Source organism: Anaeroplasma bactoclasticum, from assembly GCF_003550015.1.
Taxonomy (GTDB): domain Bacteria; phylum Bacillota_I; class Bacilli_A; order Acholeplasmatales; family Anaeroplasmataceae; genus Anaeroplasma; species Anaeroplasma bactoclasticum.
This window is the reverse complement of the sequence record NZ_QXEV01000001.1, coordinates 195299-213660: the sequence shown is the minus strand read 5'-3', so window position 1 is coordinate 213660 and position 18362 is coordinate 195299. Positions and strand designations below refer to the sequence as shown.

The window sequence follows — 18362 nt, the reverse complement described above, 5'->3', positions numbered from 1 at the left end:
AAAGTTATTTGCCATAAGAAAAAAGGAAATCTACCAACCATATTTTGGAAGGGATTGATTTCCTTTTTTTAAAAATCTTTAAATCAATTGGTTGTTACCAACCTACAAACAACCTCAAATTTTATAGAGGCATTATTATCTTACAGTATCTCCTGGTTTACATTTATCAATATTTACTAGCTCTAAATAGCTATCAATATCATCTGAACCACAAAGTAGCATACCATGAGATTCTTCTCCTCTAAGCTTAATAGCCTTAAGGTTCTTTACAACTATTACCTTCTTACCAATAAGCTCCTCTGGAGTATAGAATTTTGCAATACCAGATACAATTTGACGTACCTCAGTACCAATATTAATCTTAAATACTAAAAGCTTATCTGCCTTAGGATGCTTTTTAGCCTCAACAATTTGACCAACAACTAAATCGATCTTTTCAAAATCATCAATAGTGATTTCTTCTTTACCTTTAGCCTTTTCTTCAGCTAGCTTAGCTTCCTCTAAGGCTTTTTTCTTTGCTTCTTCCTTAGCTACAACCTCATCCATTACTTCTTTAACATCTAATCTCTTAAATAAGATTTCAGTTGGAGTAATGTTATAAGAATCAACTAAGCCAAAGCTTAAGTCCTTAAGCTCAGTTTTAGAAGTGCCTAATGCCTTATATACCTTAGCTGCAGTTTCTGGGATTGCAGGCTCTAATATAATAGTACCTAAACGAATTGCCTCAAGTAGGTTATATAATACATTCTTTAATGTATCCTTCTTGGATTCATCCTTAGCTAAAATCCAAGGTGCAGTTTCATCAATATACTTATTGGCACTACGTAATGCCTTCATTGCTTCTTCTAATGCATCTGCAACCTTAAACTGATCCATTAAATTATGGTATTTACCATAAGCCTGCAAGAATGCTTCCTTAAGTGGGGCATCAAATTCTGTTGGAGTGCCTTTTGTAATTGGCTCATCACCAAAGTATTTTTTAACCATTGCTAGAGTTCTAGAAACTAAATTACCATAAGTGTTTGCTAAATCAGAATTACTTCTTTCACAAACTAGTTCATAAGTAATATTTCCATCCTGTGCAAATGGAATTTCATGTAATACATAATATCTTACAGCATCTACACCAAATACATTAACAAGCTCATCAGCATAAATTACATTACCAGTATGCTTACTCATCTTTTGATGATTCATTAATACCCAAGGATGACCAAATACCTGCTTAGGTAGTGGAATATCTAAAGCCATTAGCATAATTGGCCAATAAATTGTGTGGAATCTTAAGATATCCTTACCAATTAAATGAATATCTGCTGGCCAGAATTTCTTGTATAAATCTCCATTATTACCAGAAAAATCATAGCCTAAACCAGTAATATAATTAATTAACGCATCAATCCATACATAAATAACATGCTTAGGGTCAGAAATTACAGGAATACCCCACTTATAGCTTGTTCTAGATACACATAAATCAGGAATAGGATTCTTTAAAAAATTATTGATCATCTCATTCTTTCTAGCCTCAGGCTCAATGAAGGATGGATTATCATTAATATAATTTAATAATCTTTCTCTATATGGCTCTAGCTTTAAGAAATAGCATTCCTCACTATTCTTAGATACCTTTGCACCACAATCAGGGCAGCAACCATCAACTAAATCCTTTTCGGTAAAATAAGACTCACAGTTTACGCAGTAAAAGCCTTCATAAGTTCCCTTATAGATATCGCCTTTCTTTAATAGCTTATCAAAAGCTAAGGCTACCTGCTTTTCATGGTAATCATCTGTTGTTCTAATAAAATGGTCATATTTAACGTTCATTAAATCATAAGTATCTCTTAATTCTTTAGATACCTTGTCAACATGAGCCTTAGGTGTTACACCTAAGCTTAATGCCTTCTGTTCAATCTTTTGACCATGCTCATCTGTTCCTGTTTGGAACCAAGTATCAAAGCCATCCTTCTTCTTATATCTTACGATAGCATCCGCTAGAATAGCTTCATATACATTACCAATATGTGGTTTAGAGGATGTATATGCAATTGCAGTGGTTAAATAAAATGTTTTTTTGTCGCTCATTTTTTATTTCCTCCTATTAATTATATATATACTACAAATAAAAAACCGCCCTTAAAAAATATTAAGGACGGGATATGAATTCCGTGGTACCAACCTTGCTTCACTGATTTCTCAGCCTATTTTCAGAAACTAACATTTCCTATCGCTGTAACAGGCGAATCCTGATGCTGGCTAATTATTCACCAACACAACTCCAAGACCATGTTCATAAACTTCATCTTATATCCTTTCACCAACTAGATACTCTCTTTGAAGAATTCATTTACTACTCTTCTTTTCTTCATTTTTATTTGTACGCTATTATTATAACCTATAAAGAAAAAATTGCAAGAAAAAAGAAAGATGGGGTAACCCCATCCTTCTATTGTAATTTTGTTAAGAATTTCTTTAATGCTTTTCCTTGCTTTAAAACCCAAGGTACAATATTTTGTAAAAGCTTCATTAATGGACCTGCAACAGCACATAGCATAATTAAGAAAATCAATTGATTTGTTGGAAGAGGATAAACTGTTCCACTTTCTTTTAAATCATCAATATCATTTGTCTTAACCTTATAATCTGTTATAACTCCACCAAGTACTAAATAATCATCTGTGCTTAGGTGTGGGTCTAAATTTGCTGTCTTATTGAATTCAAATTCTGTATAGTATCCATCAATTACATAATTATCCTTTTCAGCAATTTTTATTTCTGGTGCAAACATAGTATTCGATAAATCAGCACCCACACAAGTAAAGCTTTGATTCATTGGATTAGCATTTCTTACTAAAGTATATTTTGTTGCATCATTTTGAACAGATAAGCTTAAATCAGCAATCTGAATTGTTGAATAAGTTGAATCTTCATTCTTGGTTTCAAAATTAGAGAATCCTAATGTTCCTATATTTTCAAAAGAGAAGCTCTCAAGTAAAACACCATTCTTATAGTATTCCTCAGGCTTTGTTGAAGTCTTTGGTGAATAAGAATAAGCATTTCCATCTTGATCATAAATTGTATATAGGGCACCAGTAACATCAGCAATTGTATATGTTGTATCTCCATAGATAGACCAAATAGATAGTCCTGTATTTACTGCAGATAAATACATCTTTTTGTATTTTCCATCTGTAGTAACAATTGGCATAGAAGCCTTATAGATTACCTCTTCTTCTGAATCGGTTGTACCCTTTAATAAACTACCATTTACAGAAACTTCTAAAGTATCTGGATTAACAGTAACTACTGGGTTTTCTCTATTACTTTGAGATACACCAGAAGGAACCTTATAATGAACATTATTTTTTACACCGTCAATGACATATTCTCCAGAAGAAACAGTGATTGTTGGTAAAATATTATAAGTGAAAACAGCATCGCTTTCTACATAGTTACCATATTTAATCTCATAACCATATTTTTCATTAGACTTTGTTAAAACAATCTTAATATACTTATCATTAGCTTTTAAATTACCATAATTATCTACAGTAAGCTTTAAATCCTCAGAATATTCAATACCATTATAAATAGAATATCCTCCAACATAAACATCACCCTTATTAGAATAGCTTAATGTTGGAATATTGATTTCCTTAGTTAAAATATAAGAATCAATCTTTGTATCATTGTCATTAATTTGATAATAATACTTTCCATCCTTTTCTGTTGCTGAAATTGTCCAGCCCTTACCTGTAGTTTGTAAAGATACTATCTTCCCATCAATGACATATGAATTTTCTGTAGAAATAGTAATTTCTTTATAGTTCTTAATATATTTTTGCTCTATCGAATTAGATTCATAAACCGCAAAGCTTGCGACTGGCTTTAATTCCAAGAATTTTGGAAGTAGTGTAATAATGATAATAAACATTGTATAGCAGAAGCCACAAAGTAGCTTATGAATTGTAGTAAATGGTCTACAAACTTTAAATAATACCATCATACATGTATGAGTAGCTGCAATTACAATAATTGTAGATAGGGATACCTTATCTAAGCCTAATTCTGTAGATAGGCCAAATACAACTGCAGACATAATTAATATTACTAATGCGCCTGGTAGGGATTCCCTAATGACATTAGCAAGGAATCTACCCTTAACCGGTCTATTATTTGGTTCATTAACTAATACTAATGATGGAATACCAATAGCGAATGCTTCAATAATAATTAGCTGAGATGTAGTAATTGGGTATTCTCCAACGATACATGCTTCAATGGCTAGGAATAAAGAGAAGATTGTTTTTGTTAAGAATAAGGCTGCAACCTTCGCAACATTATTAATAACTCTTCTACCTTCAGATACAACACTTGGCATGGAATCAAAATTAGAATCTAATAATACTAAGTGAGAACAGCTTCTTACTGCCTGAGAACCAGATGCAACAGCGATAGAGCAATCTGCTTCCTTTAAGGCTAGGATATCGTTAACACCATCACCTGTCATAGCAACAGTTCTACCTAAATCCTTTAATGTTTTAATAATAAGCTTCTTTTGTTCTGGGGATACACGTCCAAATACGGTTGTACCCTTTCTGACTTCGTTAATAACATCAGATTCACTCTTTCCATCTAAGGATACGAATCTTTCAGCACCCTCTACTCCAGCTCTTGCTGCAATCTTAGAAACAGTAATAGGGTTATCACCAGAAATAACTCTAACCTCAACTCCAGATTCTTTAAAATACCTAATTGTATTAATTGCATCTGGACGAATATTATCCTCAATTAAAATCATAGATAATATTTCAATTGGACCTTCAGGTAATTCTGTACCAGTAATTGTGCCTTCTTTATGTGCTAAGCATAATACACGGTATCCTAAGGCTGCATATTTATTAACATCCTTTTCAACTCGTTTAAAGTCATTCTTTAAAACGAATTCTGGAGCACCAAGCACGAATGTACCATATTTATCAAAGGTAACTGCTTGATATTTTCTAGAAGAGGAGAATGGAATAGTTGCGGTATGTTTAATTCTTTTACCTAATCCAAATTTCTCCTTTAATGCTTGACTTGTTAGGTTTCTATCTTGTAATGCATTTAGCATTGCAGAAACGATATTTCTAGTTGCAAGTCCATGAACATTATTATAATCAATAACATTCTTAACTACCATTGTACCATCAGTAATGGTACCTGTTTTATCCAAACAAATACAGTTTACACGTGCTAGCATTTCAACGCAGTAAACGTCTTGAACTAATACGTTTCTTTGGCCTAATTTAATTACACCTATATATAATGCGATAGTTGACATTAAGAATAATCCAGATGGAATCATACCAATCATCGCACCAGCGGTTGCTCTTACGGAAGTTTTTAAATGATCTGGATCAACCGAAGTCACATTGAAGTACATTCTATAGAATAATAATGCACCACAAATAACAACTGGGAAGGCCATAAACTTAATGATTTTATTTAAAGAGCCATATAAATCTGATTTTGGAGCTTTATATTGCTTAGCTTGACTTGCAAGCTTTTCAATATAATTTTCCTTACCAATTTTATCTACTCTTGCTGAACACTTTCCAGATACTACATAAGAACCAGAGAATAATTGATCTCCTGGTTTCTTTAAAATTGCATCAGATTCACCAGTAAGTAAGGATTCATTAACCTCAATTGCACCATCAAGTACAATAGAGTCTGCACAAATCTGTCTACCATTTTCAAGTAATAGGCAGTCATCAAGTACAACATCCTCAATCGCAATTTCATGAACAACACCACTTCTTCTTACAAAGGCTGTAGGAGCGTTCATTAAGGATAGCTTATCAATCATATTCTTTGCGTTAATTTCTTGAATAATACCAATAATAATATTACAAGAAACCATTACTAAGAATACAAAGTCATTAACTGGTGCACCAACTGCAATTAAGCATCCTGCAATCGCAAAGATTAAAATATTGAAGAAGGTAAATAGGTTATGCATGATGATTCTGAAAACAGAACGATTGGATTTTGCTTTTGTTCTATTAGAAAGCTCATCAATCATACGTTGTTCTGCAATTTCATCTGTTAAACCAATTGCAGGATCAATTTTATATCTTACTAAAGTAGAAGGATTCTTACGTAATTCTCTTCTTCTTTTTCTGATTTGCTTTTCTCTAAGCTTTTCAGCTTTTTTCTTTTCTTTTTCTTCTTTTGTAGCAAGCTTTTTTCTTTTCTTTGGAGCAGGAAGCTCAATTTCTTCAGCTACTTGAACCTTTTCTTCCTCCTCAACTGCTACTCCACCATCCATATCGGCACGAAGATCTTCTTCGGAATTTTTCGCTAAGTATTCCTTAAGTTCTTCTTCACTTAATTCGTCTAAATTAGGATTTTTCAAATTAAGCGCCTCCCTTCTTCACTGCATATTCTACAATCTCTTCAATACGAGAAATATTTTCCATTAAATATAAGTATCCAATAACCGCTTCAAATCCTGTAGCATCCATATAATCTTGGATATTCATATTTTTTCTTTGGGTATGAACATGTGAATTCCTACCCCTTTTAAATATATTGATTTCCTCTTCAGTAAGTAAATTCTCTTCCAAGAGGGAATGCATAAGCACAGCTTGGGCATTACCACTTGTAAACTTAATTACTCTTTTATGAAGTTCATTAACCTTACTATAGCCTAAGGAAATTACATATTTACGAATATATATTTCATAAACTGCATCTCCCATATAAGCTAAGGTAAGCCCATTTAGCTGCTTATAATCCATTTTATACAATCTTCCATTCAACAAGCTTTGCTCTGGCAATATCTGCCTTTTCAAAGTCTTTATTAATTCTAGCCTCTTGCCAATCCTTATAAACACTAAGCTCTTCTTCTGTCATTTTATCTACAAATAAATTGATACGTAATACGTCTAAAATCTTTTTAAATGTATTTGTCTTAACAGCAAGAGTTTCATATTCCTTAGCTCTTAAGGATGTATTCATTGCCTTAACAATATTATTGATTAATGTTAATACATTTTGAACATTGAAGTCATCATCCATATACTTCTTAAATTCAGTAAGATCATTATCATCCATTTTATCTGTTTCAATATTTCTATACTGTAATTCATATAAGCTTTGTTTATAGGCTCTAACCCACTTATCATATTCTTTGGAATACTGATTGAATAAATCCATAGAATAAGGAATCATTTGGCGATATGGAGAGAATAAGATTAAGCATCTTAATACCATACCATCATGAGTTGTATCAATATCCTTAACATAAATAACATTACCTAAGGATTTAGACATTTTAACGCCATTTAAATCTAGTCTACCAACATGAATCCAGTATTTAGCTAAATGAGTGCCATAGGCAGCCTCAGCCTGAGCGATTTCATTTTCGTGATGTGGGAATTTTAAATCCATTCCTCCACCATGAATATCAATTACATCACCAAATAGCTTATGGTTCATTACAACACACTCTGTATGCCAACCAGGTCTACCACTACCAAATGGAGAATCCCATTTAATACCAACATCTGTTTTCTTCCATAATGCGAAATCAAGTGGGCTTTCCTTTTTATCATCAACACTAATACGAGCACCACTATTTAATTCTTCAACCTGCTGGTTAGATAAGCATCCATAATCTTTAATCTTAGATACTCTAAAGAATACATCACCATCAACATTATAGGCATAGCCCTTATCGATTAAGCCTTGGATCATTTCAATCATTTCATTAATATATTCTGTTGCGTGAGGAATTAAATTTGGCTTTTTAGACCCAACCATAGAAACAGAATCCCAGTATGCAGCCTCAAACATAGCTGCAACTTCTTTTTCTGTTGTATTTCCCTCAATTGCCTTATTGATAATCTTATCATCAACATCTGTGATGTTTGATGCATAAGTTACATCATAACCACTATATTCCAAATAACTTCTTAACATATCATAAAAGATTACAGGTCTTGCATTACCAATATGAATAAATCCATATACGGTAGGGCCACAAACATACATATTTACCTTGCCATCTTTTATAGGTTTAAACTCTTCCATTTTATTGGTAAGAGAATTGTAAATAACTAATCCCATATAAATACTCCTTTATAGCGGAAAAAGAGGACATGCCTCTATTTTCCAAATTATGCTAAATATTTTGCTACTACTGCGCTAACCTCGCTTGCAAGTACAGATGTATCAAATGCATCATCATTTGCACATACAAGGTTTGTTAAAATAGCATCATACTGCTTATTAGCATAAACATTATTCTTAACGATTAATGTCTTAACATTGCTTTCCTCATCAGTTTCAGATTCAAGTGCATAAACATTTAAACCAGCTGACTTCTTTACATAACAAGAATTCTCAATTCTGTTGATATGCTTATTAATTACACCAACAAATCCACCAAAGTAAGATGTCTTTGTACAAAGCTTGCTTAAAGCTGCATCTTCTAAAGTAGTTGAATCAGATCCTGCAACAACCTTAATATCAGCAGCTGCAACACAGCCATCAACCCACATACTACCACCAAGGTTACCAGCAGCGAAACCACCAACTACTAAGCTAAACTTATTAGAGTTAGAAGTCTTAGGATCTCTATATAATGTGATATCTGCATCAGTATAAGATTCAGAAACAAGTCCACTTGAGCCTAAATCTCCAGCATATCCACCGATATATGCATTACCTTCATAAGAACCATAAGATAATGTAGCCTTAATTTCACCACTTGCAGATGTATTCTTTGCTGTATAAGTACCATTGTCTGTTTCTAATGCATCACCATTAATAGCTCCTGCAAATAGTCCAACGTATACATTTGTACATAGCTTTTCTGAAGTTATAGAAATATTTGTTGCCTTAACATTTGTAAATGAACAATTTAATGCTAAACCAACAACTCCACCAACCTTTAATGTAGCCTTGTTGTTTCCCTTTAAGGATAAATTAACATTATCGATAGTAACATCAACAAATTCTGTATTTTCAGCATTTCCAACTAAAGTACCAATATTTGCATCACTTCTGCTACCGAAATTACCATTAACTAATTCTAATGGATTTCCTTCCTCATCAAGATTGTTTAATAAATATTCTTCATCAGTACCAACAATCTTAACATTCTTAATTAAAGCATCCTTTGTATAACCAAAGATACCATTATCAGAAGATTCAAATAAGAAATTGCTAATTGTATAGCCATTACCATTGAATACACCAGTGAATGATTGTGAAGATGAATTAAATAAGCCCGTTAGCTTTTCACCACTAAAATCAATATCATTCATCAATGTATATTCACCATCACGGTCATCCTTCATTGCTAAGAAATCATCAACAGTCTTAATTTCCTTTTTGTTATCGCTTAATGTAGATTCAACCCATGTAGCGATTAATTCATCTGACTGATTATAAGTTACATAGAAACGGAAAACATATTTAGCTCCCTTAGTTAAGGATGTAAATGTAACAGTAGATGATGTATAAACACCACTAAATGTACAATCCTGCTTAGAAACATATGTTCCAATATTATCTTCTTTTGTCTCATCATAATTAAATGCCTTAATATATGGAGAGGCTGTTTTATTTTCTAAGTTTTCATTACGTGCAAAAGTCAACTCAAATGTAATTGAAGATGTTGTTGCAGTAACATTTTTTTCTACCTCTACTCCTGATGTACTACTACAAGATGCTAGTACAATTGTGAAAATAAAGGCAAAGATTATTGATAATAATCCAGTAATTTTTTTCATTTTAAAATACCTCAACTCTATAATTTCAAGTATGAATACTTGTATATACTATCATATTATACCCTAAAAGGGTAGAATATACAACGAAAAATTAAGTTTGAAATTTCAATCAAAATGTTACATATTTTGGTTTCAAATTGACTTTTATATGGGGGGATAATATAATTATATTATTATGTTTTGAAGGAGGCTAAATCCATGCTAAGACTAGGCTTAGATGTTGGTTCTACAACCATTAAGTGCGTCGTACTTGATGAGAATGACAACATCATTTATAAAGACTATAAAAGACATTACTCCCATATTAAGGATAACATCATAGAAAAATTAACCGAGCTTAAGGATAAAAATATCATTGGGGAAGAGGTTATGCTTGCGATATCTGGTTCTGCCGGTATGGGTATGGCAGAGGGTGCACATATTCCTTTTGTTCAAGAGGTTTACGCAACAAGAATTGCAGCCAATAAGCTAATTCCAGGTACAGATTGTATCATTGAGCTTGGTGGAGAGGACGCTAAAATATTATTCTTAACAGATGGTATGGAAGTTAGAATGAATGGTTCTTGTGCTGGTGGTACTGGTGCATTCATTGATCAAATGGCTACATTATTAAATGTAGATATCACAGAAATCAATGGTTTAGCCATGAATCACCAAAAGCTGTATTCTATTGCATCTCGCTGTGGAGTATTCGCTAAATCCGATATTCAACCACTTCTAAACCAGGGTGCATCGAAATCCGATATTGCTGCATCAATCTTCTATGCAGTAGTTAACCAAACAATTGGTGGTTTAGCCCAAGGAAGAGAAATTGAAGGTAAGGTTGCATATTTAGGTGGACCCCTAACCTTCTTATCCGAGCTTAAAGAAGCATTCGATAAAACATTAAATACAACTGGAATTTGTCCAGAAAACTCACTATATTACGTATCCTTAGGTGCAGCATTCTGTGCTAAGGAAGCTATTAAGGTTGATGTAGCACTTAAAAATTTAGTAGAATTTTCCAATAAGGCAACTTATGCATATAATTCACCTCTTTTTGCAAGCCAAGAGGAGTATGATGAATTTATTAAAAGACATGATAAGGATAGAGTAGAAACTCTTCCTTTAGATAACTATACTGGTAAATTATATTTAGGTATTGACTCAGGCTCTACTACATTAAAATTCGTTTTAATTGATGAAGATGGAAACATTCGCTTTGAATCCTACCAACCAAATAAAGGTAACCCAGTATCCGTAATTAAAGATATTTTTACTTCTCTTTATGAGAAGTATCCAAATATGAAAATTGCAGCTAGTGCATCAACAGGATATGGTGAGGATTTAGCTAAAAATGCCTTCAAGCTTGATGGTGGCTTAGTTGAAACTATGGCTCACTATATGGCAGCTAAAAAGTTCATGCCAAATGTTGATTTTATTATTGATATAGGTGGACAAGACATTAAATGCTTTAAAATTGAGCATAATACAATTTCAAACATTTTCTTAAATGAAGCTTGTTCTTCTGGCTGTGGTTCTTTCTTACAAACCTTCGCAAACGCGCTAGGATATAATATTTCTGATTTTGCAAAGCTAGGCCTTATGGCGAAAAAGCCAGTAGACTTAGGCTCTAGATGTACTGTATTTATGAATTCTTCTGTTAAGCAAGCACAAAAGGATGGTGCAACCATCGATAATATTTCTGCAGGCTTATCTATTTCTGTTGTAAAGAATGCCTTATATAAGGTTATTCGTGCTACAAATAAGGAATCCTTAGGAGAGCATATTGTAGTACAGGGTGGTACATTCTTAAATAAAGCTGTATTAAGAGCATTTGAAAGAGAATTAGATTTAGAGGTTGTATGTCCTAATATTGCCGGATTAATGGGAGCCTATGGTGCTGCATTATATGCAAAATCCTTAAATATCAGAAATACTACTACTATTACTCATGAGGAATTATTATCCTTCAAGCATGACGTTAGAAACCTACAATGCCAAGGATGTAATAATCACTGCTTATTAACAATTAATACTTTTGCGAATAATCCAAATAAATTTGTATCTGGTAATAAATGTGAAAAGCCTCTTGGAATAAAAGCTTCCTTTAAGGGCAAAAACATTTATGAATATAATAGAGAGGTATTATCTAGCTTAAAACCAAAGGAAAATGCCAAAAGAGGTAAAATAGCTATTCCTTTAGTATTAAATATGTATGAGCTATTACCTTTCTTCCATACATTCTTTACTGAATTAGATTTTGAAGTAGTTAATTCAGGATTCTCAAATGAAAAGCTATATTCTAAAGGACAGCATACAATTCCATCCGATACTGTATGCTATCCTGCAAAGCTTGTTCATGGTCATATTGAAAAATTAATTGATGAAGGAAATAAAACTATCTTCTATCCTTGTCAATCCTATAACATTGATGAAGGATTAGGAGATAATCATTACAACTGTCCAATTGTTGCATATTACCCACAAAACATTGAAAATAATGTAGGTAAAATTAAAGATGTTACATTTATAGATGATTTCATTGCCTTAGATGATAAAGAAATGTTTAAGGTAAAAATGAAGCTTATTTTAGATAAGTATTTTAAAAAATTAAAAATATCTAAAAAAGAAATAAATGATGCAACAAATAAAGCATATGATGCATATAATACTTATTTAGCAAATATCCGTTCGCTAGCGGATGAATATATTAAAGAAGCTAGAGAAAAGGGGGCTGAAATTATAGTACTTGCAGGTAGACCATATCACCAAGATCCGCAAGTAAATCATGGTATTGATAAGCTAATTAGTGGAATGGGTGCTTATGTTGTTAGTGAAGAATCTATTTCTCACTTAACTAAGAAATTTAAAGTTGGTGTATTAAATCAATGGACTTACCATTCTAGATTATATTCTGCAGCTAAATACTGCACACACGAGGATGATATGAATTTAGTTCAGCTTGTATCCTTTGGCTGTGGTGTTGATGCAGTTACAACGGATGAATGTAAGGCAATACTTGAAGCAAAGGGTAAGATTTATACACAAATTAAAATTGATGAAATTACAAACCTTGGTGCAGTAAAAATTAGACTAAGAAGCTTATTTGAAGCTTTAAAGCAAGAAAGGATGAAAAAGTAATGGATATGGAAGAAAAAGAAATTGAATATCCAAAGTTCAAGGAATCCATGGTCAAAACCCATACTATTCTAATTCCTAACATGCTTCCTATTCACATGTCCTTATTTGAACAGGTTCTTCTTCAGTCTGGCTATAAGGTTGAAATTATGAGAAATGAAGGTCCTGATGTTGTTAGTGAAGGATTAAAGTATGTGCATAATGATACATGTTATCCTGCACTTTTGGTTATTGGTCAATTTATTGATAATCTAAATCATAGAGACGATTTAGATAAGGTTGTATGCTTAATCACTCAAACTGGTGGTGGATGTAGAGCATCCAATTACCTACATTTATTAAGAAAAGCTTTAATTAAAGCAGGCTATGGATATATTCCTGTTGTATCCTTAAATATGAGTAATCTAGAAAAGGATTCAGGCTTTAAGTACACACCAAAGCTTATATTTAAGCTTGCTGCGGCTCTTACTTATGGCGATTTAATCATGTATTTAAATAATAAATGTAGAACATATGAAAAAGAAAAAGGAGCCACAATGGCTCTAACAGAAAAATGGGTAAAAGAATTATCTAATCAATTTGCAAATGGTAAGGGTACATCCTATAAGGCTCAAAAGAAAAACTGCTATGCTATTTCAAAATCCTATGACAATCTGGATTTAGATTTATCCCACAAAAAGCCTAAGGTTGGTATTGTTGGTGAAATCTATATTAAATATGCTGCATTAGGTAATAATCACCTAGAGGATTTCTTAGTAAGCCAAGATGCAGAAGCCATGGTTCCAGGTCTTTATGGATTTATGCTATACTGCTTCTGGAATAATATTTATGATACAGAAATCTATGGTAGATGGAAAAAGAAAGCATTAATCACTAAATTCTTGCTTTGGTTTATGCAAAGAAGAGAAAAAATTATGATAGCTTCCATGGAAGGAACAAAATTCACTCCAATGAAGCTATTTAAAGAAACTAAGGAAATGAGTGAAGGTGTAATCTCTCATGGTACAAAAATGGGAGAAGGTTGGCTTTTAACTGCAGAAATGATGGAATTACAAGAAATTGGTTATGAAAATATCATTTGTGCACAGCCATTTGGATGCCTACCTAACCACATTTGTGGAAAGGGTGTAATGAAAAAAATCAAATCCTTACATCCAGATGCAAACATTGTTGCGATTGATTATGACCCTAGTGCTACAAAGGTTAATCAAGAAAATCGTATTAAATTAATGCTTGCGATTGCAAAAGAAAGAATTAAAGAAGACGATAAGGCGGAGCTATAAGCCCCGCCTTTTTACATTACTGTTTTATTCTTACCACTATTTTTTCCTTGATATAATTTGCTATCTGCATTATCTATCCAAGCTTCAATACTCATATTTTCTTCATAAATTCCAACACCAATGGTGATGGTTATATTTATTTTTGTATCATTAAATTGGAAAACATGAGAAGCTATATATTTTCTTAAATCCTCTAATCTTTCATAGAATTCATTATTATTTTCCTTTGCAATAATAATGAATTCCTCTCCTCCATATCTAGATACAAAGGAATCTCCTAGAGTATTACTTGCAATAAATGCTAATTCCTTTAGAATATAATCTCCACAAATATGACCATATACATCATTGATCTTTTTAAAATCATCAATATCGAATATAGCTAAAGAGTATTCCTTCTTCTCTGTAATAGAATCTAAGTAGCTATATAAATCATATCGATTATGCGTTTTAGTCAAGAAATCAATTCTTGATTCACTTAGTATTCTTTCCTCAAGGCTTCTTGTATATCTAACGAATACCACAAGATAAATTGCAATAAACGCAAATACAAGAATTGCATGGAAGGCATAAAAGCTTATATTAAACCAAGCTTCCATAGGATAAATAGGAGTATGGAAACTCATATAAAAATGTAAGAACAAATATATGGCAACACTCATTACACTCCAAATTAAGGAATTTCTGATTCCTTTTCCTTTAGAGAAGTATGCTGCAAAGAAGGCTACAACACAAATACCAATAATATTTAGCTGGAATCCTGAGGCAAAGCCTAAATATATAGTAGATAAGGACATTAAAACTAAAAATTCATTTCCACAAAATAAGGAATAAACATAGAATTTATTCTTCTTTACTAGTAGGAATGTAAATAAATACATAGCAATCGATGCGATATCAAAATATATTAACACATAGACTTTTGTTGTAATGAAAAATATTAAATATAAAATTCGAATGATTAAATATATTATGTTTGTTATAAAACAAGTTCTTTTTAACAAAGTTCTATAGGTATATTGCTCCTGTGGGTTTTGCAAACTAACACCCCTTTCTAATTCTATTCTATACCATAATAAAAAGAATGCATATAAATTATACACATTCTTTCAAAAAGTAATACAAATTTTTTCAATTTAATATCAAAAAATACAAATTAACCAAAAACTTTATTATATAAATCTAATCCATAAGCTGTTTTTTCTGGTAATCCCTTTAAAATCCTATAGGATCTTGTTCCATCATCCTTACGTTCTGCGACTAAGAATTCAACATTCTTATCCTCAAAATATTTTGACGCAAAGGTATATAAATGAGATACAGAGAAACCCTCATGGGAGTGAGAAATTAATGCATCAACAATTTGATTATTAATTTCAGAGCCCTCACGCTCATTTGTAGATGAGAAGGATTCATTAAATAGAATTAAGGAATACTTATCTATATGATCTATAATTTCACTAATTCTCTTTAGCTCCTCATCTAGCTTACCACTTTTAATCTTCTTATCCTCTTCCTTTTTAAAGTGTGTATAAATTCCACTTCTTATTGGGAATTTAAACTCCTTAGCTGGAACTAGCATTCCAGCTTGCCCCATCAAGGTTGCCTGGCCGAAGCTTCTTAGGAAGGTTGTCTTACCTCCACTGTTCGCTCCAGTAATAATATGTAGATGAATATCTTGGGCTATATTGGAATTTGAGGTTACCTCTCTTTTCTTTTTCGATACTAAGGCTAAATCATATAATTCTATCCATTCTCTATCATAGGAATTTATTTCTAATACATTTGGAATAGAATATGGCATATGAACTAAATTTAATTCATAAGCCAAATTTAGATTACCAACATAAAAGGCAAGCTCACTCATCAGCATATTGAAATAGCCATCTAGATGGTTATCTGCAATAGCTAAGGCATTGGCTGCATGAACAAGCGCTAAATTCTTTCTATTTTCTAAATCCTTTTTCGCAACACTATCATCCTCCTTAACCTTATAGATTGGAGCTCTATTGAATAGGGAGGATTTATATTTCTTTTCGTTTTCAACATGTCTTAGGGTGTAATTAATACCATTTAAATGTGCACCTAGGGTTGCAGAAATTAAATAATCATCTCTATTATTTAATTCCTTAACTAAGGCATCTACCTTAGCTAAATATTCATTAGATAATTCTTCCTTTAAATCCTTAAATAAATTGATAAAGCCTATCGATTTAAATTTATTACTATGCTTATCTGCAATTTCTCTTAAGCTCTTTAGCCCTTCAATAAAATAGGACAAGTGATCAAGTGCGGATACATAGGTATTCGATAAGGATCCAGAGCCTGAGCCAAACCAATATTTTTTTATTTTATTTAATGTATCTACACAAATTTGATATAAATCTCTAACAATTTCAGGGTTATCTAAGGAATCCTTTAAAACCTCCTGACGATACTTGATTTCCTCTAAATCAAGTAATGGATTTGCAAGAGATTTCTTTAAAACGTTATGAATTAATTCATCCGAATCCGATGCATATTTTAAAACAGATTCTATTTCTAAATCATCTAATGTAACTATAGAATTATACATTCCATTATCATCTAAAACAAAATTCTTATCCTTAAACATTAAATAAGCTTTCATTTGGCAAGCCTCCTCTCTAAGTCTTCCTTAGATAGTCCATACTTCTTCGCAATATCCATCGCAAAGGCTCTACCATCTGGGGCTTTCCTTACGATTTTAAAGGTTCTAGTGTGATCCTCTTCTCCCGCTACCTCAGTCATTAGGCTTACCTCGTGGCTACTTAGGGTTGCAAGCTCATCTAAGAAGGTAACCACAATCGCGATTGCACCTAAATCCTCTAAATACTTCATCATGTGCATTCCAAGCTTTACTGCATCCTCTACTGTAGTCGAAGCAAAGATTTCATTAATTAAAATAACACTATCCTTAGTTGCTGCTTCCTTTAGCTCATATAATCTTTCAAGCTCATCCTCAAGCTTGCCATTTAAGGTTTCAATGGATTCTTCAACCTCAAAATGCGTCAATACCTGATCAATTAAATAGATTTCTGCATCACTTCCCGGAATATCTAAGCCTAAGGAGGCTAAATAATGAGCCTGACCAAAGGCTCTAGCGAAGGTGGTTTTACCACCTTGGTTTGGACCTGTAATAACCAAAATATGTTCAGGAGAATCTAATCTTATACTATTAGGTACAACATGACCAGATAAATTAAATGCCAGCATACAATCATAAAAATCATTGATATACATATGCCCTTTATCTAAGGTAACCTTAGGAATTGTAAAGCTCATGCCATTATTTCTTATCATTTCTGTAATTTCATACCAAGATAAATAGAACTGAATTTCTTTAGAAAATCTTAAAAGTACTGGATTATCAAAATCCTTAAATTCTGCACAAAACTTTTCTAGCTCCTTAAATTCCTCATGGTAAACCTTTGCCATCATAGCCATAATATTATTTTCCATATCAACATTATATGCCTCTGGCTTTAGCTTTGGTAATGGTTTACCATTCCCATCCTGATGGAATTTATCGAATAAAGCTGTAATCTCATCGGTTAAGCTTTTTTCGTCGTCGTATTTAAAAAGACTAATCGAGGTACCCTTAATATATAAATTATATTGAATTTTGTTAAATATTTCCTTAACTCTTGTAACCTCATTCTTTAACCTTATAAAGAATGGATCCTTTGCATATTCACTTATATATTCCTTAAATAAAACTAATCCCTTCGATTCAATTTGCATAGAATCTAGCTTTAAAATTAAATCTTCTATAGCACATACATATACATATGCAGATTCTAGTAATTCTCCTCGAACCAGATAATTCTTTTCCTTTTCTAGTCTTTTTGGAAGGCCTCCTCTAATATTATTCATCTTTCTTTTTAAATATCCTGTTTTTGAAGAAAAGGTGGTAAATAAAGCACGAACATCCCCCTTAAGTAAATCCTTTAAGACAGATTGTCTATAGGAAATAACCTCTAAATTCTTTAAAGGCGTATAGAAAAAGCCCTTTAAATCATATTCATATTTTTCTTGAAATATATAGCCAAAAAGCTGATCTAAATGTAGATCCTTTAAGCTTTTAGGGGCTATTTCATTTACCTTTTCCTCTAATTCTATATTAGGGAATAAAACACTATAAAATTCCATAGGG

10 protein-coding genes and 1 other annotated feature are annotated in these 18362 nt (G+C 32.3%); of the genes, 2 read left to right on the top strand and 8 right to left on the bottom strand.

What is annotated here, in order from left to right:
• Positions 1 to 135: 135 nt before the first annotated feature.
• From metG to EI71_RS00795, 5 genes are all read right to left on the bottom strand, one after another.
• Positions 136 to 2085 (bottom strand): methionine--tRNA ligase, encoded by a 1950-nt coding sequence (metG, locus tag EI71_RS00820; protein ID WP_119015346.1) that lies wholly within the window; start codon positions 2083 to 2085, stop codon positions 136 to 138.
• A gap of 60 nt (positions 2086 to 2145) precedes the next feature.
• Positions 2146 to 2375: a binding site (T-box leader), on the bottom strand.
• Between the two features lie 71 nt (positions 2376 to 2446).
• Positions 2447 to 6400: an HAD-IC family P-type ATPase gene (locus EI71_RS00815; protein WP_162849636.1), complete on the bottom strand. Its 3954-nt coding sequence runs from the start codon at positions 6398 to 6400 to the stop codon at positions 2447 to 2449.
• A 1-nt stretch (position 6401) separates the two neighbouring features.
• Entirely contained in the window at positions 6402 to 6785 is a 384-nt protein-coding gene (locus tag EI71_RS00805; RefSeq protein WP_119015343.1) for a Mini-ribonuclease 3, read from the bottom strand.
• Position 6786: 1 nt separating this feature from the next.
• Positions 6787 to 8115 (bottom strand): cysteine--tRNA ligase, encoded by a 1329-nt coding sequence (gene cysS / locus EI71_RS00800; protein WP_162849635.1) that lies wholly within the window; start codon positions 8113 to 8115, stop codon positions 6787 to 6789.
• A 50-nt stretch (positions 8116 to 8165) separates the two neighbouring features.
• Entirely contained in the window at positions 8166 to 9785 is a 1620-nt protein-coding gene (locus EI71_RS00795) for a hypothetical protein (protein WP_119015342.1), read from the bottom strand.
• Positions 9786 to 9983: 198 nt separating this feature from the next.
• On the opposite strand from EI71_RS00795, the gene EI71_RS00790 reads away from it, so the two are divergent.
• Complete coding sequence (locus tag EI71_RS00790) at positions 9984 to 12908, top strand: acyl-CoA dehydratase activase-related protein (RefSeq protein WP_119015341.1); 2925 nt, start codon at positions 9984 to 9986, stop codon at positions 12906 to 12908.
• On the top strand, positions 12908 to 14188 hold the full coding sequence (locus EI71_RS00785) for a 2-hydroxyacyl-CoA dehydratase (protein ID WP_211320983.1): 1281 nt from the start codon (positions 12908 to 12910) through the stop codon (positions 14186 to 14188). The genes EI71_RS00790 and EI71_RS00785 overlap by 1 nt, the downstream gene beginning before the upstream one ends.
• Positions 14189 to 14199: 11 nt before the next feature.
• Here EI71_RS00785 and EI71_RS00780 read toward each other — a convergent pair whose 3' ends face one another.
• From EI71_RS00780 to EI71_RS00770, 3 genes are all read right to left on the bottom strand, one after another.
• Positions 14200 to 15102, bottom strand: a complete 903-nt coding sequence (locus EI71_RS00780; protein ID WP_147387540.1) for a GGDEF domain-containing protein — start codon at positions 15100 to 15102, stop codon at positions 14200 to 14202.
• 242 nt (positions 15103 to 15344) lie between these two features.
• Entirely contained in the window at positions 15345 to 16817 is a 1473-nt protein-coding gene (locus EI71_RS00775) for a MutS-related protein (RefSeq protein ID WP_119015339.1), read from the bottom strand.
• Complete coding sequence (locus EI71_RS00770) at positions 16814 to 18358, bottom strand: MutS-related protein (protein WP_162849634.1); 1545 nt, start codon at positions 18356 to 18358, stop codon at positions 16814 to 16816. The genes EI71_RS00775 and EI71_RS00770 overlap by 4 nt, the downstream gene beginning before the upstream one ends.
• Positions 18359 to 18362: the final 4 nt, after the last annotated feature.

Excerpts from the sequence above, each read along its gene's own strand:
- metG (WP_119015346.1), bottom strand. The coding sequence starts at position 2,085 with ATGAGCGACAAAAAAACATTTTATTTAACCACTGCAATTGCATATACA.
- EI71_RS00805 (WP_119015343.1), bottom strand. The coding sequence starts at position 6,785 with ATGGATTATAAGCAGCTAAATGGGCTTACCTTAGCTTATATGGGAGAT.
- cysS (WP_162849635.1), bottom strand. The coding sequence starts at position 8,115 with ATGGGATTAGTTATTTACAATTCTCTTACCAATAAAATGGAAGAGTTT.
- EI71_RS00795 (WP_119015342.1), bottom strand. The coding sequence starts at position 9,785 with ATGAAAAAAATTACTGGATTATTATCAATAATCTTTGCCTTTATTTTC.
- EI71_RS00790 (WP_119015341.1), top strand. The coding sequence starts at position 9,984 with ATGCTAAGACTAGGCTTAGATGTTGGTTCTACAACCATTAAGTGCGTC.
- EI71_RS00785 (WP_211320983.1), top strand. The coding sequence starts at position 12,908 with ATGGATATGGAAGAAAAAGAAATTGAATATCCAAAGTTCAAGGAATCC.
- EI71_RS00775 (WP_119015339.1), bottom strand. The coding sequence starts at position 16,817 with ATGAAAGCTTATTTAATGTTTAAGGATAAGAATTTTGTTTTAGATGAT.
- EI71_RS00770 (WP_162849634.1), bottom strand. The coding sequence starts at position 18,358 with ATGGAATTTTATAGTGTTTTATTCCCTAATATAGAATTAGAGGAAAAG.